Origin of the sequence: Geodermatophilus bullaregiensis (assembly GCF_016907675.1) — a bacterium.
GTDB lineage: Bacteria > Actinomycetota > Actinomycetes > Mycobacteriales > Geodermatophilaceae > Geodermatophilus > Geodermatophilus bullaregiensis.
Genome location: NZ_JAFBCJ010000001.1, coordinates 3,268,101 through 3,289,557, shown reverse-complemented (window position 1 = coordinate 3,289,557; position 21,457 = coordinate 3,268,101). Strand labels below are relative to the sequence as shown.

Here is a 21,457-nt window from a genome sequence, read left to right as displayed (position 1 = left end):
GTGCCGATGACACCGGACTCCCCCGGGGCCGGCACCGACCGGGGCCAGCACCGGCGCAGCCACTCCGGCGACGGCGACTCCGACGACGACTGAGCCCTCCTACTCCGGCGGGCCGGGGCCCGCTCCCGCGAGCGGCGTCCCGGCCTGCGGCGCCTCCGGGGACGTCCAGGCCCGCCCGGAGGCCTGCTCGGCGGTCGGCACGCGGGTCGGCGTCCCGCCGGTGCGGCGGACCGCGTCGGCGAGGACGACCGCGTCGGTGACGGCCGCGCCGCCGGGGTCGTTGTTGAGGTACACGAGGACCTCGCCGTCCCCGTAGGTGTCCGCCAGCCGCTCGGCCCACAGCCGCAGGGTCTCGGGACGGTACGCCCAGCCCTCGGCGCCGGTGTGCAGCCGCAGGTAGCCCCAGCCGGTGGTGCGCCACAGCGGGGTCACCGGCCGCTCGGCGCGGTCGGCCCAGCACAGCGCCGCGCCGTAGCGCTCCAGCAGCGCCCGGACCTCGTCGGTCTCCCACGTCGCGTGCCGCGGCTCGACGGCCACGCGGACGCCCGGCGGGAAGCAGGCCAGGCAGTCACGGAGCAGGCCGGCGTCGGCCCTGAGCGTGGGCGGGAGCTGCAGCAGGACGACGTCGAGGCGGTCGCCTAAGCCCTCCGCGTGCTGCACCAGCCGGGCGACGGGCTCGTCGGGCTCGCGCAGCCGCTTGACGTGGGTGAGGAAGCGGCTGGCCTTGACCGCCCAGCGGTAGTCGGCCGGCGTCCGCGCGCGCCAGGCGGCGAAGGTGCCGCGCTCGGGCAGCCGGTAGAAGGCGGCGTTGCTCTCGACCGTGGCGAAGTGCTGCGCGTGGTGCTCCAGCCACAGCCGCTGGGGCATGCGCTGGGGGTAGAAGCGGCCGCGCCAGTCGCGGTACTGCCACCCCGACGTCCCGATCACCACGGCCACGCCCGCCGCCTACCCGGCCCGCCCACGGCGTGCACGTGCGGTCCCCCGGCGTGGGGACGGGGACGTGCACGCGGACCAGCACACGCGCAGCGCCCTCCCGTGCGGGTCCAGGGGGCCGTCAGGGCGTGTTCGTCCCGCGACCGGGCCCGCAGACGCCGACAGGGGCGGCCCCGCGGTGCGGGACCGCCCCTGCCGGGCAGTGCGTCGTGCTACGAGCGGGCGGGACTCAGAAGTCCATGCCGCCCATGCCGCCGTCGCCGCCCGGCATGGCCGGGGCGGACTTCTCCGGCTTGTCGGCGATGACGGCCTCGGTGGTGAGGAAGAGCGCCGCGATGGAGGCGGCGTTCTGCAGCGCCGAGCGGGTGACCTTGGCCGGGTCGATGATGCCGGCCGCGACCAGGTCCACGTACTCGCCGGAGGCGGCGTTGAGGCCCCAGCCGGTCTCGGAGTTGCGGACCTTCTCCGCCACGACGCCGCCCTCGAGGCCGGCGTTGATGGCGATCTGCTTCAGCGGCGCCTCGAGCGCGACGCGCACGATGTTGGCACCGGTCGCCTCGTCACCCTCGAGCTCGAGCTTGTCGAACGCGACGGCGGTGGCCTGCGCGAGAGCGACGCCACCACCGGCGACGATGCCCTCCTCGACGGCGGCCTTGGCGTTGCGCACCGCGTCCTCGATGCGGTGCTTGCGCTCCTTGAGCTCGACCTCGGTCGCGGCGCCGGCCTTGATGACGGCGACGCCACCGGCCAGCTTGGCCAGGCGCTCCTGCAGCTTCTCGCGGTCGTAGTCGGAGTCCGACTTCTCGATCTCGGCGCGGATCTGGTTGACCCGGCCGGCGATCTGGTCGCTGTCGCCGGCGCCCTCGACGATCGTCGTCTCGTCCTTGGTGACGACGACCTTGCGGGCGCGGCCCAGCAGCTCGAGGCCGGCGTTGTCCAGCTTGAGGCCGACCTCCTCGCTGATGACCTGACCACCGGTGAGGATGGAGATGTCGGCGAGCATGGCCTTGCGGCGGTCACCGAAGCCGGGGGCCTTGACGGCGACCGACTTGAAGGTGCCGCGGATCTTGTTCACGACCAGGGTCGCGAGGGCCTCGCCCTCGACGTCCTCGGCGATGATGGCCAGCGGCTTGCCCGACTGCATGACCTTCTCCAGCAGCGGGAGCAGGTCCTTGACCGAGCTGATCTTCGAGTTGACGACGAGCACGTACGGGTCGTCGAGGACGGCCTCCATGCGCTCGGCGTCGGTGACGAAGTAGGGCGAGATGTAGCCCTTGTCGAAGCGCATGCCCTCGGTGAGCTCGAGCTCGAGGCCGAAGGTGTTGCTCTCCTCGACGGTGATGACACCTTCCTTGCCGACCTTGTCCATCGCCTCGGCGATGAGCTCACCGATGGCGGTGTCGGCGGCGGAGATCGACGCGGTGGCGGCGATCTGCTCCTTGGTCTCGACGTCCTTGGCCGTCGAGAGCAGGTACTCGGTGACCGAGGCGACGGCCTTCTCGATGCCCTTCTTCAGGGCCATCGGGTTGGCGCCGGCGGCGACGTTGCGCAGACCCTCGCGGACGAGCGCCTGGGCGAGCACGGTGGCGGTGGTGGTGCCGTCACCCGCGACGTCGTCGGTCTTCTTCGCGACCTCCTTGACCAGCTCGGCGCCGATCTTCTCCCAGGGGTCCTCGAGCTCGATCTCCTTGGCGATGCTCACACCGTCGTTGGTGATGGTGGGAGCGCCCCACTTCTTCTCGAGGACGACGTTGCGGCCCTTGGGGCCGAGCGTCACCTTGACGGCGTCGGCGAGGGTGTTCATGCCCCGCTCGAGGCCGCGGCGCGCCTCTTCCTCGAAGGCGATCATCTTGGCCATGTGGTGATGTCCTCCATGCATGGATCGCTGCACGGCCGGGACCGGCGCCCGCGACGGACGACACCGGCGCCGCGGGCGCTCACGTGGCCCGCGCTCCAGTGCCTCACCGTTCCGACCTGATTGGCACTCGGCACTGTCGAGTGCCAATCGAGAGTCTGGCACTCGCCCCTGCCGAGTGCAAGAACGGGGGTGGGAGCCGGCTGTTCTCGGGGCCCCGGTCAGTCGGAGAGCCGCGCGAGGACGGCGGTCCAGACCGCGCCGAACGCGGCCAGCGGGACCAGCCACGACCAGCCGTACGGGGAGAACCCGACGCCGAGCACCCACACCCAGCCGCTCTCCGGGTTGTCGGCGGCCAGGCCGACCGACAGCCACGCCCAGGGCAGCACCGCCCAGGCCGCGGTCCCGGCCAGCCAGGACCACAGCCGCCGCGGCCGCCGCCGGCCGACGGCGCGGCCCACGAGCACCACGGTGGCCACCGCGAGGACCCAGGTGACCAGCCGGGTGCCGCCGGACCCGCCGGTGCGCACCCCGGTGGCGTGCAGGACGGCGGAGCCGACGAGGAGGAGGACCAGCACGGCGCCGTGGGCGGCGAGCAGCGCCGGCGCCCAGCTCGGTGGCGGGCTCCCGCCGTCCCCGGACACGGCGGCGGCCCGGCCCCCACGACGGGGACCGGGCCGCTGCACGTCTCGATCGGGGTTCAGGCGGTGCGCACCGCGTCGGCCTGGGGGCCCTTCTCGCCCTGCACGACCTCGAAGGTGACCCGCTGGCCCTCGTCGAGGCTCTTGTACCCGTCCATCTGGATGGCCGAGTAGTGGACGAAGACGTCCTGGCCGCCGTCGACGGCGATGAAGCCGAAGCCCTTCTCGGCGTTGAACCACTTCACGGTGCCCTGTGCCACGTGTGCTCCCACGTTTCGTGCGTGCGGACGGACCCCGGGTTCCGGGGGCCGGGTACAGCTCTTCCGCCCGTCGGACACGAACGTGGAACTGACAACCGCGCGAGAACGTACAACAGCGGGCGCCACCTGGGCAGTCACCCGGCGCCGGGGACGTGGCCCGATCGGGGGGTGCGGTCACCCGCCCGGACCGGTGCCGGCGGGTCGCCCACGCCCCTACCCGATGAGCCCGGCCGCCCGTGCCGACCGCAGCGAGGGCTCGACCCGGTGCGTGGGGCCGACGACCGGCTCCAGCGGGTCGAGGGTCTTCAGGCCCTCGCCGGTGTTGAGGACGACGGTCTCCCTGGTCGGGTCCAGCCGCCCGTCCCCGACCAGCTGCCGCAGGACGGCGACGGTCACCCCGCCGGCGGTCTCGGCGAAGACGCCGGTCGTGCGGGCGAGGTCGCGGATGCCCTGCACGATCTCGTCGTCGCCCACGCGGCCGACCGCGCCGCCGGTGCGCCGGATGGCGTCGAGGGCGTAGGGGCCGTCGGCGGGGTTGCCGATGTTCAGCGACTTGGCGATGCCGGTGGGCCTGACCGGCCTGACGACGTCCCAGCCGTTGTCGAAGGCGGTGGCGATCGGGTCGCAGCCGGCCGACTGGGCGCCGAACACCGTCCACTCGGTGGCCTCGACGATGCCGGCGGCGGCCAGCTCGCGGAAGGCCTTGTCCACCTTGGTCAGCAGCGAGCCCGACGCCATGGGGATGACGACCTGGGCCGGGATCCGCCAGCCGAGCTGCTCGGCGATCTCGTAGCCCATCGTCTTGGAGCCCTCGGCGTAGTACGGCCGCACGTTCTGGTTGACGAAGGCGGTGTCCTCGAACTCGTCGGTCTCGGCGAGCTCGCTGGTCAGCCGGTTGACGTCGTCGTAGGAGCCGTCGACGGCGACCAGCGTCTGGCCGTAGACCGCCGACTGCACGACCTTGCCCGGCTCGAGGTCGGCCGGGATGAAGACGTAGGAGGGCAGGCCGACGCGGGCGGCGTGCGCGGCCACCGAGTTGGCCAGGTTGCCGGTGGAGGCGGCGGCGATCTTGGCGTAGCCCAGCCGCTTGGCGGCGGTGGCCGCGAGGCTGACCACGCGGTCCTTGAAGGAGTGCGTGGGGTTGGCCGAGTCGTCCTTGACCCACAGCCCGCCGGTGATGCCGAGCTCGGCGGCCAGCCGGTCGGCGCGCACCAGGGGCGTCATGCCGGGGTCGAGCGAGACGCGGTCGGCGGGGTCCTGGCCCACCGGCAGCAGGGCGGCGTAGCGCCAGATGTTCTGCGGGCCGGCCTCGATCTGCTCCCGCGTCACCGCGCGCATGCGCTCGGGGTCGTAGTCGACCTCCAGCGGGCCGAAGCACTGCGCGCAGGCGTGCTCGGCGATGAGGCCGAAGGTGGCGCCGCAGTTGCGACAGACCAGGCCTCGGGCGGGGCTCGGGGGCACCGGGCCGCCGGCGCCGGAGTCGGCCTGAACGGATCCGGGAGCGGTCAGGGTCATGCGACGACTACCTCCTCATCTTCCCCGCGGCGGGCCGTCGAGCCGCGCGGGACGGAATTGGCACCTCTCGCCGCTCGCGCAGCGCGGTTGCCGGGGCTTCACCGGGCCGTGTCCCTCTGCCCCTCTGGATGAGTGGAACGCCGCCGACTCTACCCGGGTCCCGGGAGCCGGCCCGGGCCCGGCCATGCTGAGGACGTGGCAGCGCGCATCGTCTACACCGACCTCGACGGCACGATGGTCGGCCCGCGGGGATCGTTCTGGCACACCGTCGACGGCGCGCCCACCGCGGAGCCGGCCACCGCGCTGCTGGAGCTGCACCACGCCGGCGTCCCGCTGGTCATCGTCAGCGGCCGCACCGCCGACCAGGTGACCGAGGCGGGCCGGATCTTCGCCGCCGACGGCGCGATCGCCGAGCTGGGGTCGCTGGTCACGTGGAAGGGCGGCCGGGAGCGCCACCAGCTCACCGGCGAGCTGCCGGCGGAGCACGCCGGGCGGACGCCGGTGGCGGTCATGGCCGAGCTCGGGGTCGTCGAGGACCTCTGCGCCGCGCACCCCGGCCGGCTGGAGTGGCACGCGCCCTGGCACACCACGCACGAGGGCGACGCGCTGCTGCGCGGCTACGTCGACCCGCTCGCCGTCGACGCGTGGCTGGCCGAGCGGGGTGTCGGGTGGCTGACGCTCAAGGACAACGGCGCCATCCCGGCCTCGGCCCGGCTGGCACTGGCGCCGGAGGGGCAGCTGGCGCGGGTCTACCACCTCATGCCGCGCGGCATCACCAAGGGCGCGGCGATCGCCTGGGACCTCGAGCGCCGCGGGATCGACCCCGCCGACGCCGTCGCGGTCGGCGACAGCGTCAGCGACCTGGAGATGGCACCCGCCGTCGGGCGGCTGTTCATCACCGCCAACGGCGCCGAGGTCGACGGCATGGCGCCGCTGCTGGCCGCCGTCCCGAACGTCACCGTCACCGGGGCCGCGATGGGCGAGGGCTGGGCCCAGGCGATCCGCGCCTCCCTCTAGGACGTGACGTCGCGCCTCGCGAAGTGCCGGAACGCCAGCGCGGTGAAGACGGCGGCGTAGACCAGCGACTGCACCACCCCGCGGAAGAGGTCCGAGGAGTCGACCGGTGTCTGCAGCAGGTCGGTCCAGGCGAACTCCTCCGCCGTCGGGAACCAGTCGCGGATGGACCCGAGCTGCTCGACCTGGTCGAGGATGGCGAACACGAACATCGTGAACACCGCCCCGCCGACGGCGGCCAGCGGCGCGTCGGTGACGGTGGACAGCCAGAACGCCAGCGTGCCGACGACGAGCAGGTGCACGGCGAGGTAGCCGAGCATCCCGGCCAGCCGCAGCATCCCCTCCCCCTGCGACAGCGTCACCCCGATCGGCGTCTGGATCTCCTCGAAGCCGAACGCGATGCCCCCGGCGACCACCGCGACCAGGGCGAGGGTCAGCAGCGCGGCCACCGACATCACCAGCGCGGCGGCGAACTTCTGCCGCAGCAGCCGCGACCGCGGGACCGGGGTGGCCAGCGTGTAGCGCAGCGAGCCCCACTGCGCCTCGCTGGCCACGGTGTCGCCGAAGAACAGCGCGTAGACGACGACCAGGAAGAAGCCCGTCGTCGCGAACAGCACGAACAGCGTGAAGTTCAGGCCGCTGGACGTGGCGACGTCGACGAGGTTGATCCGGCTGTTGGTCTGCGCCTCCTCGCTGGCGCCCAGCTGCAGCGCGGCGATGAGCACCAGCGGGAGGGCGATCATCAGCGCGAACACGCCGATGGTGCGCCGCCGCTTGAACTGCCGGCGCAGCTCGACCGACAGCCGCAGCGTCCGCTCGGGCCGGTAGCCGGCGACCGCGCCGGTGGCCTGGACGTGCTCGGTGGTGCTCGCCATCAGTTCTCCCCCACCAGGGCCAGGAACGCGTCCTCCAGCCGGCGCCGCGGCGTGAACTGGTCGACGGCGACGTCGGCGGCCACGAGGGCCTGCAGCGCGGCCGCGCGCGAGGTCTGCGGGCCCAGGTCGGCGACCAGGCCCTCGTCGGTGTGCTCCACGGTGACGCCGGGCAGCCCGGACAGGACGGCGGCCGCGCGGTCGGCCTCGGCGTCGTCGGCCAGGCCCACGAGCACCGCGCCGCCGGTGCCGACGATCTCCTCGACCGTCCCCTGCGCGATCTTCTGCCCCTTGGCCATGACCACCACGTGGGTGCAGGTCTGCTCGATCTCGCTGAGCAGGTGGCTGGAGACGATGACCGTGCGGCCGGTCGCGGCGTAGGAGCGCAGCACCGCGCGCATGGCGTGGATCTGCGGCGGGTCCAGGCCGTTGGTCGGCTCGTCGAGCACCAGCAGGTCGGGCAGGCCGAGCATCGCCTGCGCGATGGCCACCCGCTGGCGCATGCCCTGGCTGTAGCGGCGCACCGGGCGGTCGATGGCCGCGCCCAGGCCGGCGACCTCGATGGCCTCCTCCATGTGCGCGTCCGCGGCCGGCCGGCCGGTGGCGGCCCAGTAGAGCGTGAGGTTGTCGCGGCCGGACAGGTGCGGCATCAGGCCGGTGCCCTCGACGAAGGAGCCCAGGCGCGAGAGCACCGGGGCGCCCGGGCCGGCGGCGTGGCCGAAGACGCTGATCCGGCCCTCGTTCGGGCGGATGAGCCCCATGAGCATCCGCAGCGACGTCGTCTTGCCCGCGCCGTTGGGGCCGAGCAGGCCGAGCACCTGACCGCGGCGGACCTCGAAGGACAGGTCGCGGACGGCGACGAAGCCGTCCTTGTAGGCCTTGGTCACGCCCTCGAAGCGCAGCGGCACGTCCTCGCCGTCGGGCTCGACCGCGCTGGTCACCCGACGCCGGCGGCGGCCCCACAGGGACCCGGCCAGCAGGCCGAGGAGCCCCAGCGCGACGACGGCGGCCAGCAGCCACCACCACCGCGAGGTGCCGCCCTCGGCCTGCGCCTGGCCCTGCACGGCGGGGGCGGCGAGCGTGCTGCCGCCGTTGCCCGCCCCGGCGAGGGCGACGGAGTAGACGGTCGCCTCGGCCGGCAGCGCGAAGGCCTGGTCGGTCGAGGAGACGACGACGCGCATGGTGTGGCCGGCCTCGAAGCGGTGCACGATGCCCGGCAGCGTGACGGTGACCTCGGTCGGCGCCGTCGGGTCGGGCGACAGCCCGCGGAGCGCGAGGGGGGCGACCACGCCGCCGGGCAGCGTCTGCGCGCCGTCGGGGCCGACGTCGTAGAGCTTGGCGAACAGGGTCGCGCTGCCGCTGGGCGAGGCGACGGCGAGGTCGACCGTCGGCGCGCCGACCACCTCGACGGCGTCGGCGAGCGGCTCGGTGGAGAAGGCGGCGAACTGGCCGGGGATCTCCACCGCGGTGCCGCCGAGCGCCGAGGCCAGCGACCCGAGCCCCGGGACGGTGGTGATCGCGGCGGGGGTGCCGCCGGCGGGGGTGACCACCGGCTGCGTCGGCCCGTCGAGGGCGAGGTCGGTCCGCTCGGCCGGCTCGCCGCCGTCCAGGCCCGGGTACGCGCCGGCGACGACGCTCTGCGAGCCGCCCTGGACCGAGCCCAGGCCGCTGCCCAGGCCGGTCGGGGCCGGGAACCGGAAGCCGGTGCCGGGGTCCTCGCCGCGGGCGGGGTCGTCCTCGTCGCGCAGGTGCCAGTCGAACCAGCCGGCGACCAGCTCGCGCAGGTCGGCGGTCTCGCGCTCCGAGGCCTGCGAGTCGTGGCCGCCGGCGTACCAGACGACCTTGACCGGGGTGCCGTTGGCGGCGATCCCCCGGGCGTTGGCGTCGGCCTGGCCGAGGCCGAACAGCGAGTCCTCGGTGCCCTGCACGAGCAGGGTCGGCGCGGTGATCCGGTCGAGCACCGCGGCCGGGCTGCTGCGGTCGAGGACGGCGGCGACCTCCGGCGTCAGGGTGCCGGTGGCCGCGGCGCCCTGGTAGGCGGCGCAGATGTCGGCGCGGAAGCGGCCGCAGGTGAGCGCCTGCTCGACCGCCGCGGGGTCGAGGGCGGAGGTGTCGATCGAGGAGGGGTCGAAGGACGGGACGCCCTGACCGGTCCCGCCGGAGGCGGCCGCCCCGTCGCCGCCGGTGTCGCCGCCGTCCTCGCCGTCCTCGGCCTCGCCGGCGCCCCCTCCGCCGAGCGCGTCGAGCAGGCCGCCGCCGGTCGGCACGGCACCCACACCGAAGAACAGCCCGGCCCACAGCCGCTTGTAGACGCCGGCGTCGGCGTCCTGCGGCGTGGCCGCGACCGTGGCGGCGTCGGTGGTGCCGGTCTGCGAGGGGAACAGCGCAGCGGTCAGCGAGTGCCAGGTGATCTGCGGCGCGATGGCGTCCACCCGGTCGTCGTAGGCGGCCCCGAGCAGGGACAGCGCCCCGCCGTAGGAGGCGCCGGCGACACCCACCCGCGGGTCGCCGTCGCCGTCGAGCAGGACGTCGTCGCGCTCGGCCAGCAGGTCGAGCAGCGTGGAGAGGTCGGCGACCTCGTAGCGGGGGTCGTCGAGGCCGATCTGCCCGGTGCTCGCACCGAAGCCGCGGGCGGAGTAGGTCAGGACGACGTAGCCGCGGCCGGCCAGGTCACGGGCGTCGTCGGCCACCGACTGCTTGCTGCCGCCGAAGCCGTGCGCCAAGACGACGGCCGGGGCGGGCGAGTCCGCAGAGGCCGACGCCGGCAGGTGGAGGGTGGTGTCGAGCTCGACGGCGTCGGCACCGGAGCCCGACGGCACCCGCGCCTCCTCCGTGGACACGTCCTCGGCGGCGGCCGCCGTGGCGGGCAGCGAGACGAGGACCGTGCCGGCGAGCAGCAGGCTGGTGAGGGCGCCGAGGGCCGCGCGGGCGCCGGAGCGCGGGCGGGGACGCACGGGCCCGCGGACGGGGCGCACGCTGCGGCCAACGGACGGCGTCGCACGGGTGTTCCGCAGGGGACCGCGGCGTGCGGAGCGGGCTCGGGTCAGGGCCGCCACTCGCCCGTGACGACGACGACCAGACCCGGGTCGGCCACGCCGGGGACCTCGAAGAAGCGCACGGTGGGCCCGACGGTGACGCCGGGGAAGAGCTCCATCAGCTGCAGGGCCGACTGGCGCTGCGTCTCGTCGCCCGAGGTGAAGAAGACGGTGGTCGTCGCGATCTCGCTGCCCTGGTACTCACCGACACCGGCCGCGGTCCACCCCTCGGCGACGAAGGCGCCGGAGACGTCGCCGGCCAGCCCGCCGACGTCGGTGGCGTTGAGCACGGTCACCGGCACCCGCACCGGCGTCGTGGGCGCCTGCTCGACCGGCGGCAGCGGGTCGACCGACAGCGGGGGCAGCGGGCCGGAGGGAGGTGCCACGGTCGCCGGCGCGGTGGCCGGCGCGGGTTCGGTGGCCCCGGTCTCCTGCGCCGCCGGGGAGGTGAAGCTGTAGACGCCGAGGACCACGAGCGCGACCACGACGACGGCGAGCAGGGCGAGGACGGGCCGCCGCCGGCGCGGGCGGTCCTCCTCGTCGTCGTCCCCGCGCAGCGCCGACGGGGAGACCCCGGCCCGGCGCGCGGCCTTGCGGCGCTCGACCTCCATCGCCTGCCGCTCGGCCCGGGACGCCGCGCGGCTGCCCACCACGCCGGTGGACGGGCCGGTGGAGGGACCGGTCGGCGGGCCGGCGACGGGCTCGTCGCGGCGGTCGCGGGTCGCGCGGCGCCGGTCGGCGACCCCGCGGTCGGGGATGGCCTCGGTGAGCGGCGCGGGCGCCGGGGCGGCGGCGCGGTCCCGCGCGACCTCGCGGTCGGGGATGGCCTCGGTGAGCGGCGCGGCCGCCCGGGCACGGGCGGACTCGCGGTCGGGGATCGCCTCGGTGGCCGGGGCCGCGGCCGGGGTGGCACCGGGGCCGGACGGGCGGGTCCAGTCGCGGTAGGCCGAGGAGCCGCCGCCGGAGGGCGGGGTGGCGGAGGGCGGGGTGGCGGACGGCGGGGCGGCGGACGGCGGTGCGGCGGGGGCGCGGCCGTTCCCGGCGGACCCGCGGTCCTCCTCGGGCGCGGGGCGGGCTGGCTCCACGGACGCGGGACGGGCCGGCGCGGCGGTCGCCGCACGGCCGCGCGCGGCGGGCCGGGCGGGCTGGTCCCAGGGGTCGAGGGGCGGCGCCGCGGGTCCGGGTGCGTCGAGCTGAGGGCTCGGCACCGCCTGGAAGGGCGCCATCGTGGTCCCGGGCGCGGCGGGGCGGGCCGGCGGCTCGGGGGCAGGGCGCACCGCCCCGGCGGGCGGGACCGGCAGCCGCGGCCGGGTCAGCGGTGCGGGTCCGGCCGGTCGGGACCGGGCGGCCGGGGCCTCGGGCTCGGGAGCGCGGGACGGCCGGGTCCCGGCGCGCGCCGGGCGTGACCAGGCGGCGGGCACCTCGGGCCCGGCGGGGCGCTCGGGCACCGGGGGCGCGGCCACCGGCGGTGCGGCCGGGCGCGCCGGTGCCGGTGGCGCGGGCGGGCGCCCGGCGGCCGGTGGCGCGGCCGGACGGCCGGTGAGCGGGCGGCGCCGGTCGCCGTCACCGCCCAGCAGGGCGTCGCGCCGGCGGTCGGCGCGGCTGCGGCCGGGGGTGGTGGCGTGGTCGCTGAGGTCGGGTGGCACCGGCGCGGCACCGGGCGGGATGGCGCCGGACGGCGCAGCGACGGGCTCCGGGGAGGCCTGCGGAGGCGCCGACGGCGGGGCGTCGGTACGGCGTCGGCCACCGGCCGCCGGGGCGGCCGGCCGGTCCGGTTGGTCACCAAACGACGCCGCATGCCTGCCCACGGTGACCAAATCTAGATGGCGGAGGAGCCCTTGCCCAGGATGTGAGGCGAACGCCGCTGTCGCCGGGCGCTGCGCAGCCGCCGCAACCGGCGGACCAGGAGGGGGTCGGCGGCCAGGGCGGCAGGCCGGTCGACCAGGGCGTTCAGTACCTGGTAGTACCGCGTCGGGGGGACGCCGAACTGCTCGCGGATCGCCGTCTCCTTCGCACCGGCGTGGCGCCACCACTGCCGCTCGAAGGCCAGCATCTCGTGCTCGCGCCGGGTCAGGCCCACGGGCTGTGCAGGGGCCTCGCTCGACGCCGTGCCCTCCGGCGGGGAGGCCGCGGGGGTGGGGTCGGGGCTCATGGTCGGGGACGTCCGTTCGATCGGGGGGAAGCCGTCACCGACCACGGTAGGCCCGGGTACCGACACTCGGCGGCGCGCCGTGCACGGGTCGCCCGATCCGTGATCACGGGCCCGCTCACGCGGCGGCGGGCACCCGCTCGGCGGCCGCACGGCGCCCCGCCGCGCGGGCGGAGCGCAGGCTGTCGACGGTGAGGACGACCAGCGCGGCCCACACGATGGCGAAGCCGGCCAGCCGCGCGGGGGGCATCGGCTCGGAGAACACGAAGACGCCGATGGCCAGCTGCATCAGCGGCGTGAGGTACTGCAGCAGGCCCACCGTGGACAGCGGGATGCGCCGCGCGGCCGCCGCGAACAGCAGCAGCGGCACCGCCGTGGCGATCCCGGAGCTCAGGAGCAGCAGCAGGTGCCCGGTGCCGGCGGTGCCCGCCGTCCCCTGGCCCGAGGCGTGCAGCACGCCGAGGACGGCCAGCGCGGGCACCACCGCCACCGCCGTCTCCACGAACAGGCCGGGGGCCGCCTCGACGCGGACCAGCTTCTTGAGCAGGCCGTAGCTGCCGAAGGTGCCCGCCAGGGTCAGGGCGATCCACGGCGGCCGGCCGTAGTCGACGGTGAGGACGCCGACGGCGACCGCGGCCAGCGCCACCGCCGTCCACTGCAGGGGACGCAGCCGCTCGGCGAAGACGACGACGCCGAGGAGGACGCTGACCAGCGGGTTGATGAAGTAGCCGAGCGAGGTCTCGACGACGTGGCCGGAGTTGACGCCGTAGACGAAGACCAGCCAGTTGGCCGCGATGAGCACCGACGCCCCCGCCAGCACGAGCATCGTCCGGAGGTCGGTGACGGCGGCCCGCACCAGCGACCAGCGGCGCAGCACGGTGAGGAGCAGGGCGACGAACAGCAGGGACCACACGACGCGGTGGGCGACGATCTCCAGCCCGCCGGCCGGCTCGAGCAGCGGGAAGTAGAGCGGGAAGACGCCCCACAGCCCGTAGGCCGACAGCCCCGCCGCCGTCCCCAGCCGCCGCTCGTCCACGGACGGACCGTACGCCCCGGCAGGTGGGGTCGTGAGCCGCGCTCAGGACCGGCGCCTCACCCGGTCTGGATGTAGTCGACCAGGTGGGCGCGCTCGTCCTCGAGCTCGTCGAGGCGGGCCTTGACGACGTCGCCGATCGAGACGATGCCGAGCAGCCGGCCGTCCTCCACGACGGGCACGTGGCGGACCCGGTGCTCGGTCATCAGCCGGGCCAGGTCGTGCACCGAGGCCGTCGGGACGCAGGTGCGGACCTCGGCGGTCATCAGCGCCGACACCGGCGCGTCGACCACGTCGGGCCCCGAGGCGTGCAGCCCCCGGACGACGTCCCGCTCGGAGAGGATCCCGTCGACGACGCCCGCAGCGCCGGAGACGACGAGCGCGCCGACCCCGTGGTCGGCGAGCAGGGACAGCGCGGCGCGGACGCTGGCCCCGGGCTCGACGGTGACGACCTCCGGACCCTTGCGACGCAGCAACTGGGCGATCTGCACGGGGCCCTCCCTCTCTCGGCGCCCGGAGTGTCCACCCGCACGCGCCGCGCGGACAACGGTCCTCCGCGCGGCCCGCGCACCCCTCCCCCGGGTGGCGCGGGCGGCCTACCGTCGGGGTGTGCGCACGAAGCACGAGGCATCCCCCTCCCTCGCCCGCCCGACGCCGTGGCAGTGGCTGCGCTACGCCTTCGGCGGCCGCCTGCCCCGGGCGCTGTCGGCGTGGGTGCTCTCCGACACCACCCGCACCGGGTGGGTGCGCCGGCACCTGGCCCGCTCGGTGGTGCAGCTCTCGCCCCTGGTGGCGCTGTGCCTGCTCGTGGTGCCGGTGGCGGTCACCTACCGGCTGACCGCGGCACTGGGCGGCCTGCTCGTGGGGCTCATGTACTCGGTGGCGTTCATGGTGGAGACGACCGAGCACCGGGTGGCGAAGGCCGGCTACCCGGCCGGCACCGCCGCGCGCCTGCGCGAGGAGCGCGCCGAGCGGGCGCGGGCCGCGCGCGTGGAGCAGCGCTTCCCCTACCGGATCGGCGGGTCCGGCAGCTTCGACTGACTCACCGCACCAGCGGGGCGAGGACGGCGACGGCGTCGTCCCGGAAGGCCGGCGTCACCTGACCGTCGCGCTGCACGAGCTCCAGGAGCGCGGCGGCCTCGTTGCCGAGGTCGAAGACCGGCAGGGCCGGCATGCGCCGCAGCGCCGCCAGGACGCCCTCCGCGGCGGGACCGACGGCGGCGGGGTCCGCCTCGGCCCGGGCGAGCAGGTCGACCAGCGCCCGGTGCGGCGCCGGGTCGGCCAGCTCCAGCAGGGTCGGGACGGTCGCCCGCTCGAAGGCCTCGGTGAGCCGTCCCTGGTCGGTGCCGGCGGTCACCGCCTGCAGCACGTCGGCGGCACGGGCGGCCGTCTGGTCGGCGGGCACGCGGTGGTCGAGGGCGAAGAGCTGCTCGAACACCTCCGGTCCCCCCGGCCCGACGGCGAGCGGGTCCTGCTCGAGCATCGCCACCAGGTCCACCAGCCGCTCGGGCCGGACGACGTCGTCGAGCACCTGCTGGACCCGCTGGCCGACGCCCGCGTCGAGCTCACCGGCGAGCACCGCCTCGGCGGCGGCCGCGTTCGCCGCGATCGCGGCCGACCGCCGGGGCCCTCCCTCGAGGGACTCGATCCGCCGGAGGTCCGCGAGCACCTCGCCGGCCCGCGGCCCCACGGCGTCAGGAGTCTGCTCCGCCGCCTCGGCGAGGGCGGCGATGGTCAGCCCCAGTCGCTCCGCGGGCGTCGCGGCGGTGGCCGGCAGGGCGGGCAGGAGGGGTGTCCCACCCGTGACGGGGGCGGCGCCGGTCTCCGCCGGGGGCTCGGTCGCGGTCGCCTGCCCCGCCGCCGCGGGCCGCTCCGCGCCGACGTCCGGGGACGGTCCCCGGCCGGGCCAGAGGAGGGTGAGGACCACGGCGAGCAGCCCGGCGAGCAGCAGTCCGACCCCGAGCGGCCACGCCGCCCGGCGGCGCCGGCGGACGGGGGCACGGTGGCTGGTGTGGGCGTGCGCGGGGCGGTGTGCACCCGCGGGCGGGACCGCCCGCCGCTCCACCGGCCCGGGGATCCCGACGTGCAGCACGGCGGGGCGTACGACGACGTCGGGGACGACGCCACGGGGAGCCGCGGCGACCGGTGCGGTCCCGGCACCGGCCCACGACGCGGCGACCTCGCCGAGCGCCACCTCCAGCTCCTCCGGTGGAGGGCGCCGGGCCGGGTCGGGGTCGAGCAGCCGTTCCAGCACCGGCTGCAGGGGTCCGGAGCGGACGTAGGGCGCCTGCTCACCCGACACGACCGCGGCCAGCGTCCCCGCGGCGTCGCCGCCCTCGTACGGCGGGCGGCCCTCGACCGTGGTGAAGAGCGTGGCGCCCAGCGACCAGAGGTCCGACGCGGGACCCGGTGACTCCCCGAGCGCCAGCTCCGGGGCGGTGTAGCCCGGGGAGCCGATCAGCAGGCCCGTCCCGGCGAGGGCGGCGTCGCCGACGGACTCGGTGACGCCGAAGTCGGTGAGGAAGACCCGGCCCGGTGAGGCGTCCCCCTGGGCACTGAGGAGCACGTTGGCGGGCGTGACGTCCCGGTGCAGGACGCCGATCCCGTGGGCCGCGCGGAGGACGCCGAGGACGGCCAGGCCGACCAGGGCCGTCCGCTGCGGCGACAGGGGCCCGTCCCGCGTGACCACCTCGGAGAGCCGGGTGCCCGGCACGTCCCGGAGGACGACGTGGGTCGCCGCGCCGTCGTCGACGACGTCGAGGACGGGCACGGCGCCGGGGTGGTCCAGGTGGATGAGGGCGCGGGCCGCACGCACGGTCTGCTCGCGGAGGACGGCGGGGTCGGTGCCGGGCACCTCGACCGGGAAGGTGACGTCCCGGACGAGCACGTCCCGTCCGAGGACAACGTCCTCCCCGCGCCGGACGGAGCCCGTCACACCGGCGTCCAGCTGCTCGTGCAACCGGTAGCGGTCCCCGACGAGGCGCCCGCCGTCCGCGGCTCGGACCATCGTGCCGCAGTACCCGTCCTGAGCAGCGGGTACGCCGTCCCGCAGGGACGACGTTGGGTCACCGGACGCTGACCGCAGGGCTCGCTGGTCGACGTCCCGGAGCCGACGGGGGGACTCGAACCCCCAACCGCCCGATTACAAGTCGGGTGCGCTGCCAGTTGCGCCACGCCGGCGGGACACGGGAACAGGTCCCGGGACAGGATAGGGACACCGCGGGGCCCCCTCGGCGCCACCCGGCTCGGCCGGCCCGCTGCTCGCTACGGACTCCCCCCGGAGCCGACGCGAGCGCCAGGAGGCCATCGGCTCCACCTGGTCGACCTGGCCGGACCCGGGGACGGTGAGGCCCGGGACGACCTTCGGGGCGGCGAGGAGCAGCGCACCGAGGACGAGCAGCACGACGGCCGTCCCGCAGGTCGCCACCCGGCGCCACGGCAACGTCTTCTCCAGGGCGATCACCCCGGCGACGAGTGCCGTCCAGGTGACGCTCATGACGCCGAGCGCGAACAGCGACGCCATCAGCGCCCAGCAGCAGCCGACGCACCAGGCGCCGTGCTGCGCACCCATCCGCAGCGCTCCCCGGCGCCCGTCGCGCCACACGCCGAGCAGGAAGCCCAGTGGACTGCGGCACCTGCCCAGGCAGGCGTCCTCGAGCGGGCTCAGCTCGTAGCCGGCCGCCACGAGGATCGTGACGCCCGCGATCCACCGGCCCGCGCGGTCCCGGGCGAGCACGCCGCCCGGCCCCGCCGGGGCTCAGGCTGCGTCGGTGCCCGCGGCCGGCCCCCGGCGCAGCCAGCCGGCCGGGTCGCTGCCGGGCACCGGCCCCTCGGCCAGCCAGCGGGCGAAGCCCTCGGGGTCGCGCCGCTCGAGCTCGTCGAGGGTCTCCTGGCGACGGCGGACGACGGCCTGCCGCGCGGCCGGGTCGAGCCGGCCGGCCAGGGCCGCGGTCGTGCCGAGCCACTCCTGGCCGAGCGCGGCGGTCGACAGCGTCGCCACCGGCGGCAGGGACAGCACGGTCGCGCCGGCCTCGGCCTGGCGCGCCCCGGTCACCGGCCGCTGCGTCCCCACCGGCGCCGCCGGCGGGGAGGGGGCCGCCGCGGTGCCGGGTCGGCGCCCGGCCGAGCGCCCGGCGCGCACCAGCCAGACGCCCAGCCCGGCGACGACGAGCAGGGCGCCGGCCAGCGCGGTGAGCGCCGGGCCGCCGAGCGCGGCGGTGCCGGACAGGAACAGCAGGACGCCGATCGTGACCGCGCCGGTGCGCCACGCGGCCTCCAGCGGCGCCGGGCCGCCGTCCCCGGTGGACTCGCGGGCCACCCCGGCGGCCAGGCAGGCGGTGACGACGGAGGCCAGCCCGACGGCCAGCAGCCCGGCGGGCCGCAGGGCGAGGCCGCCGAGGACGGCCACCGCCGTCCCGGCGAGCAGGACGAGGCCGAGGAGCAGGCGGGCGGGCAGACCGCGGGTGGACACGAGCAGCCTCCAGAGCACAGGCCGGGCACGGCGTCCGTCCGTCCTCGGGGAGGAGCGGCCGGGGTGCCCCCCTACCCCGCGACCGTCCGCCCGCACACCGTGGCCGGGCGTGTCGTGGTCCGCCCGGTCGCGCACGGCAGGATCGGCGCCCGTGACCTCCGTCGTCGACCTCGGGCCGCGGCTCGCCGTCGTCCTGGTGCTGCTCACCGCCGCGGCCGCGGCGGGTGGCCGGCTCTCCGGCCTGGGTCAGGAGCGGCCGGTGGTCGTCGCGGCGCTGCGGGCGACCGCGCAGCTGGCCGCAGTCTCGGCGGTGCTGCTGGTCGTCGTCGGCTCGCTGTGGCTGTCGGCGGCCTTCGTGCTGCTCATGGTCGGCGTCGCGGCGGTGACCGCGGCCGGGCGGGTGAGCGGCCTGCCGCTGCGCTCCCCCGGTGCCCCGCGCCGGGTGGCGACGGCGGGGCTGGCGGTGGCCGGCGGTGCCGCCCCGGTCGTGGCGCTCGTGCTGGCCAGCGGGACGGTGCCGCTGCGCGGCGAGGCGGTGGTGCCGATCGCCGGCATCCTCGTCGGCGGGGCGATGACCGCGACGTCGCTGGCCGGACGGCGGCTGCGCGAGGAGCTGACCACCCGGCGCGGCGAGGTCGAGGCGGCCCTGGCGCTGGGCCTGCTCCCCCGCGACGCCGTCCTGGAGGTCGCCCGCCCGGCCGCCGCCACCGCGCTCGTGCCGCCGTTGGACCAGACCCGGACCGTGGGCCTGGTCACGCTGCCCGGCGCGTTCGTGGGCGTCCTGCTCGGCGGGGGCAGCCCGCTGGCGGCCGGTGCCGCCCAGCTGCTCGTGCTGGTCGGGCTGCTGGCCGCCGAGGTGGCGGCCGTGTGGGTGGTCACCGAGCTGGTGGCCCGGGGGCGGGTGCTGGCGGGCCTGCCCCGCTGAGGTCCCGCCCGTGGGTCTGCCTAGGGACCTCCGCCCAGGGACCTCACAGGCGCTCCGCAGGGGCCCACCAGACGCCCGGCGCACCGTCGTGGGTGCGAGGGCGGCGGACGGCAGCCCAGGAGGAGGACCAGGACCGTGACCGACGGACACCCGTACACGAACCCGGCGCAGCAGCCGACCGGTGCGACCCCGGGGTGGACCCCGCCGCCGTCCGCGCCGCCCAGCGGCTCCTGGTACCCGCCGGCCGGCACCGCGACCGCGACCCTGCCGCCGGTGGCGCCGCCCGCGCCGCGCCGCACGGGCCGGCTGCGCGTCGGGGTCGCGGCCCTGCTCGCCGGCGCCCTCATCGGGGGCGGCACCGGCGCCGGCGTCGTGGCCCTGACCGACGACGGCGGCACCGCGGCCGCGACCACCACCGGCGCGCAGAGCGTGGTCATCACCGACCCGGAGTCGGCGACCGCGGTGACCGCCGCCGCCGCGAAGGCCGCACCCAGCGTCGTCACCGTCTACGTGACCAGCGGCTCGGGCTCGGGCAGCGGCTCGGGTGTCGTCCTCTCCGAGGACGGCTACGTCGTCACCAACGACCACGTGGTGAGCCTCGACGGCAGCGCCGGCAGCGCCACCGTCCAGGTGCGGACCTCCGACGGCACCCTCTACGACGCCACCGTCGTCGGCACCGACCCGACCTCCGACCTGGCCGTGGTGCAGCTCAGCGGTGCCAGCGGGCTGACGCCGGCCACCTTCGCCGACTCCGACTCGGTGCAGGTCGGCGACCTCGCGGTCGCGATCGGCGCCCCGCTCGGCCTGTCCGACACGGTCACCGACGGGATCATCAGCGCCACCAACCGCGCGGTGGCCACCGGCTCCACCCAGGACGACGCCACGGTCATCGACGCGCTGCAGACCGACGCGGCGATCAACCCGGGCAACTCCGGCGGCGCGCTGGTGGACGCCGCCGGCGAGGTGGTCGGCATCAACACCGCCATCGCCTCGGTCGCCTCGGGCATCCCGGGCCAGGAGTCGCAGAGCGGCAACATCGGCGTCGGCTTCGCGATCCCGAGCAACACCGCCCAGCGCATCGCCGAGGAGATCGTGCAGACCGGATCGGCCACCCACGCCGTCCTCGGGGTGCAGGCGCAGACCGCGGCCAGCGACACCAACAGCGAGGTCGGCACCGGCGCGCAGGTCGTCCGGGTGCAGGACGGCGGGGCCGCCGCGTCGGCCGGCCTGCAGGCCGGTGACGTGGTGACGGCGGTCGGCGACCGGGCGGTCACCACCTCCACCGAGCTGACCGCGGCCGTGCGCGGCGCCGCCCCCGGTGACGAGGTCACGCTGACCGTCCGCCGCGACGGCCGCACCTCGACCGTCGACGTCACCCTCGGCAGCAGCGACGGCTGAGCCGTTGCCCGCTCCGGACCGGCACCCTCCTCCGCCTAGGCTGGGGAGGGTGTCGTCGTCCCGGGTCCCGCCGTCGCCGACCGTCCCGCTGACCTCCTCGCTCGACGACCCGGAGCGCGCCGAGGGGCTGCGCCGGATGAAGCGGCTGGCCACCTCGCTGTTCCTGGCCGCCGCGGCGGTCTTCCTCGCGTGCGTGCTGCTCGGTGAGGAGACCGGCGCGTGGGTGGGCTACGTGCGGGCCACCGCCGAGGCGTCCATGGTCGGTGCGCTGGCCGACTGGTTCGCCGTCACCGCGCTGTTCCGGCACCCGCTGCGGATACCGATCCCGCACACGGCGATCATCCCGCGCAAGAAGGACCAGATCGGCGCGAGCCTCGGCGCCTTCGTGCAGGAGAACTTCCTCACCCGCGCCGTCGTCGACGAGAAGCTCGCCACCGTCGACGTCCCCGGCCGGCTCGGTGCCTTCCTGGCCGCGCCCGGACGGGCCGAGCGGCTGGCCGGGGACGCCGCCGTCGCGCTCTCCGGCGTGACCGACCTGCTGCGCGACGACGACGTCCAGGACGCCGTCGCCGGGCTGGTCGACCGCAAGCTGCACGAGACGCCGGCCGCGCCGGTCCTCGCCCGCGTGGTCGAGCTGGTCGTCGACGGCGACCGCCACCAGGAGGTGCTGTCGGCGGCGCTGCGCTACCTGGCCCGCTTCCTGCAGGACAACCGCGTCGTCTTCCGGGCCCAGCTGGGGGACGCCTCGCCCGCGTGGGTGCCCGACTGGGTCGACGACCGGGTGTTCGACCGCGTCTTCGCCGGCGTGCAGTCCTTCCTCGACGAGGTCGGCGACGACCGGCACCACGAGCTGCGCCGGGTCTACGACGCCCGGCTGCGCACGTACGTGCACGCGCTGCGCACCGACCCCGACACCGCCGCCCGCGTCGAGGCGTTCAAGAAGGAGCTGCTCGAGCACCCCGCGGTGCGGACCTGGTCGTCGTCGCTGTGGACCAACGCCAAGACGGCGTTCCTCAGCGCCGCCGCCGACCCCGACTCCGAGCTGCGGGCCCGGGTCGCCGGCCTCATCCGCGACGCCGCCCGGCTGCTGCAGACCGACCCGCGGGTGCGCGAGCGGGTGCAGCGGCAGTCGGTGCGGGTGGCCGGGTACCTGGTCGAGCGGTTCTCCGGCGACCTCGCCGACGTCGTCGGCACCACGGTCGCCCGCTGGGACACCGAGGAGACCAGCCGCCGCATCGAGCTGCAGGTGGGCCGGGACCTGCAGTTCATCCGCATCAACGGCACCGTCGTCGGCGGCCTGGCCGGCCTGGTGATCTACACCGTCGCCCAGCTGCTGGGCTGAGCCCGGCGACGATC

General features: G+C 76.4%; 19 protein-coding genes, 1 tRNA gene and 1 riboswitch. Of the genes, 5 read left to right on the top strand and 15 right to left on the bottom strand.

Annotated features, from left to right (window positions below; genetic code table 11):
* Positions 1-99 precede the first annotated feature (99 nt).
* The 5 genes from JOD57_RS15590 to thrC form a co-directional block, all read right to left on the bottom strand.
* Positions 100-936 carry a DUF72 domain-containing protein gene (locus tag JOD57_RS15590; protein WP_204692847.1) on the bottom strand — a complete coding sequence of 279 codons (837 nt, stop codon included), beginning with the start codon at positions 934-936 and terminating at the stop codon, positions 100-102.
* Positions 937-1,162: 226 nt separating this feature from the next.
* Complete coding sequence (groL, locus tag JOD57_RS15585; RefSeq protein WP_204692846.1) at positions 1,163-2,791, bottom strand: chaperonin GroEL; 1,629 nt, start codon at positions 2,789-2,791, stop codon at positions 1,163-1,165.
* A 218-nt stretch (positions 2,792-3,009) separates the two neighbouring features.
* Positions 3,010-3,432 carry a hypothetical protein gene (locus JOD57_RS15580; RefSeq protein ID WP_204692845.1) on the bottom strand — a complete coding sequence of 141 codons (423 nt, stop codon included), beginning with the start codon at positions 3,430-3,432 and terminating at the stop codon, positions 3,010-3,012.
* Between the two features lie 56 nt (positions 3,433-3,488).
* The gene (locus tag JOD57_RS15575; protein ID WP_091109274.1) at positions 3,489-3,689 is read right to left on the bottom strand and encodes a cold-shock protein; all 201 of its coding nucleotides are present in this window, start codon (positions 3,687-3,689) and stop codon (positions 3,489-3,491) included.
* Positions 3,690-3,902: 213 nt separating this feature from the next.
* A complete protein-coding gene (thrC, locus tag JOD57_RS15570; RefSeq protein WP_204692844.1) occupies positions 3,903-5,204 on the bottom strand; it encodes a threonine synthase in 1,302 nt (433 codons plus the stop codon).
* Between the two features lie 12 nt (positions 5,205-5,216).
* A riboswitch (SAM riboswitch) is annotated at positions 5,217-5,339 on the bottom strand.
* A gap of 60 nt (positions 5,340-5,399) precedes the next feature.
* Here thrC and JOD57_RS15565 point away from each other — a divergent pair.
* Positions 5,400-6,221, top strand: a complete 822-nt coding sequence (locus tag JOD57_RS15565; RefSeq protein ID WP_204692843.1) for an HAD family hydrolase — start codon at positions 5,400-5,402, stop codon at positions 6,219-6,221.
* Here the strand turns inward: JOD57_RS15565 and JOD57_RS15560 are convergent.
* From JOD57_RS15560 to JOD57_RS15535, 6 genes are all read right to left on the bottom strand, one after another.
* On the bottom strand, positions 6,218-7,093 hold the full coding sequence (locus JOD57_RS15560; protein WP_204692842.1) for an ABC transporter permease: 876 nt from the start codon (positions 7,091-7,093) through the stop codon (positions 6,218-6,220). The two genes, JOD57_RS15565 and JOD57_RS15560, sit on opposite strands and share 4 nt — an antisense overlap.
* On the bottom strand, positions 7,093-10,044 hold the full coding sequence (locus JOD57_RS15555; protein WP_307824717.1) for an alpha/beta fold hydrolase: 2,952 nt from the start codon (positions 10,042-10,044) through the stop codon (positions 7,093-7,095). Before JOD57_RS15555 ends, JOD57_RS15560 begins: the two co-directional genes overlap by 1 nt.
* A gap of 89 nt (positions 10,045-10,133) precedes the next feature.
* Positions 10,134-11,771, bottom strand: a complete 1,638-nt coding sequence (locus JOD57_RS26950) for a LytR C-terminal domain-containing protein (RefSeq protein WP_204692840.1) — start codon at positions 11,769-11,771, stop codon at positions 10,134-10,136.
* Between the two features lie 173 nt (positions 11,772-11,944).
* Positions 11,945-12,277, bottom strand: a complete 333-nt coding sequence (locus JOD57_RS15545) for a DUF3263 domain-containing protein (protein ID WP_204692839.1) — start codon at positions 12,275-12,277, stop codon at positions 11,945-11,947.
* A gap of 115 nt (positions 12,278-12,392) precedes the next feature.
* Positions 12,393-13,310: an EamA family transporter RarD gene (gene rarD, locus JOD57_RS15540; RefSeq protein WP_204692838.1), complete on the bottom strand. Its 918-nt coding sequence runs from the start codon at positions 13,308-13,310 to the stop codon at positions 12,393-12,395.
* A 56-nt stretch (positions 13,311-13,366) separates the two neighbouring features.
* Complete coding sequence (locus tag JOD57_RS15535; RefSeq protein ID WP_204692837.1) at positions 13,367-13,798, bottom strand: CBS domain-containing protein; 432 nt, start codon at positions 13,796-13,798, stop codon at positions 13,367-13,369.
* 118 nt (positions 13,799-13,916) lie between these two features.
* Between JOD57_RS15535 and JOD57_RS26375 the strand changes: the two genes are divergently transcribed.
* The gene (locus tag JOD57_RS26375; RefSeq protein WP_204692836.1) at positions 13,917-14,348 is read left to right on the top strand and encodes a DUF5313 family protein; all 432 of its coding nucleotides are present in this window, start codon (positions 13,917-13,919) and stop codon (positions 14,346-14,348) included.
* A 1-nt stretch (position 14,349) separates the two neighbouring features.
* Here JOD57_RS26375 and JOD57_RS15525 read toward each other — a convergent pair whose 3' ends face one another.
* From JOD57_RS15525 to JOD57_RS15510, 4 genes are all read right to left on the bottom strand, one after another.
* The gene (locus JOD57_RS15525; RefSeq protein WP_204692835.1) at positions 14,350-16,314 is read right to left on the bottom strand and encodes a serine/threonine-protein kinase; all 1,965 of its coding nucleotides are present in this window, start codon (positions 16,312-16,314) and stop codon (positions 14,350-14,352) included.
* Between the two features lie 100 nt (positions 16,315-16,414).
* A tRNA-Thr gene (locus JOD57_RS15520) sits at positions 16,415-16,487 on the bottom strand.
* Positions 16,450-16,992, bottom strand: a complete 543-nt coding sequence (locus JOD57_RS15515; protein WP_372440302.1) for a DUF2182 domain-containing protein — start codon at positions 16,990-16,992, stop codon at positions 16,450-16,452. The genes JOD57_RS15520 and JOD57_RS15515 overlap by 38 nt, the downstream gene beginning before the upstream one ends.
* 72 nt (positions 16,993-17,064) lie before the next feature.
* Entirely contained in the window at positions 17,065-17,778 is a 714-nt protein-coding gene (locus tag JOD57_RS15510) for a hypothetical protein (RefSeq protein WP_204692834.1), read from the bottom strand.
* A gap of 151 nt (positions 17,779-17,929) precedes the next feature.
* Here JOD57_RS15510 and JOD57_RS15505 point away from each other — a divergent pair, with 151 nt between their 5' ends.
* From JOD57_RS15505 to JOD57_RS15495, 3 genes are all read left to right on the top strand, one after another.
* Positions 17,930-18,703, top strand: coding sequence for an ABC transporter permease (locus JOD57_RS15505; RefSeq protein WP_204692833.1), 774 nt, complete (start codon positions 17,930-17,932; stop codon positions 18,701-18,703).
* Between the two features lie 135 nt (positions 18,704-18,838).
* Entirely contained in the window at positions 18,839-20,101 is a 1,263-nt protein-coding gene (locus tag JOD57_RS15500; RefSeq protein ID WP_204692832.1) for a S1C family serine protease, read from the top strand.
* A gap of 49 nt (positions 20,102-20,150) precedes the next feature.
* Entirely contained in the window at positions 20,151-21,443 is a 1,293-nt protein-coding gene (locus JOD57_RS15495) for a DUF445 domain-containing protein (RefSeq protein ID WP_204692831.1), read from the top strand.
* Positions 21,444-21,457: the final 14 nt, after the last annotated feature.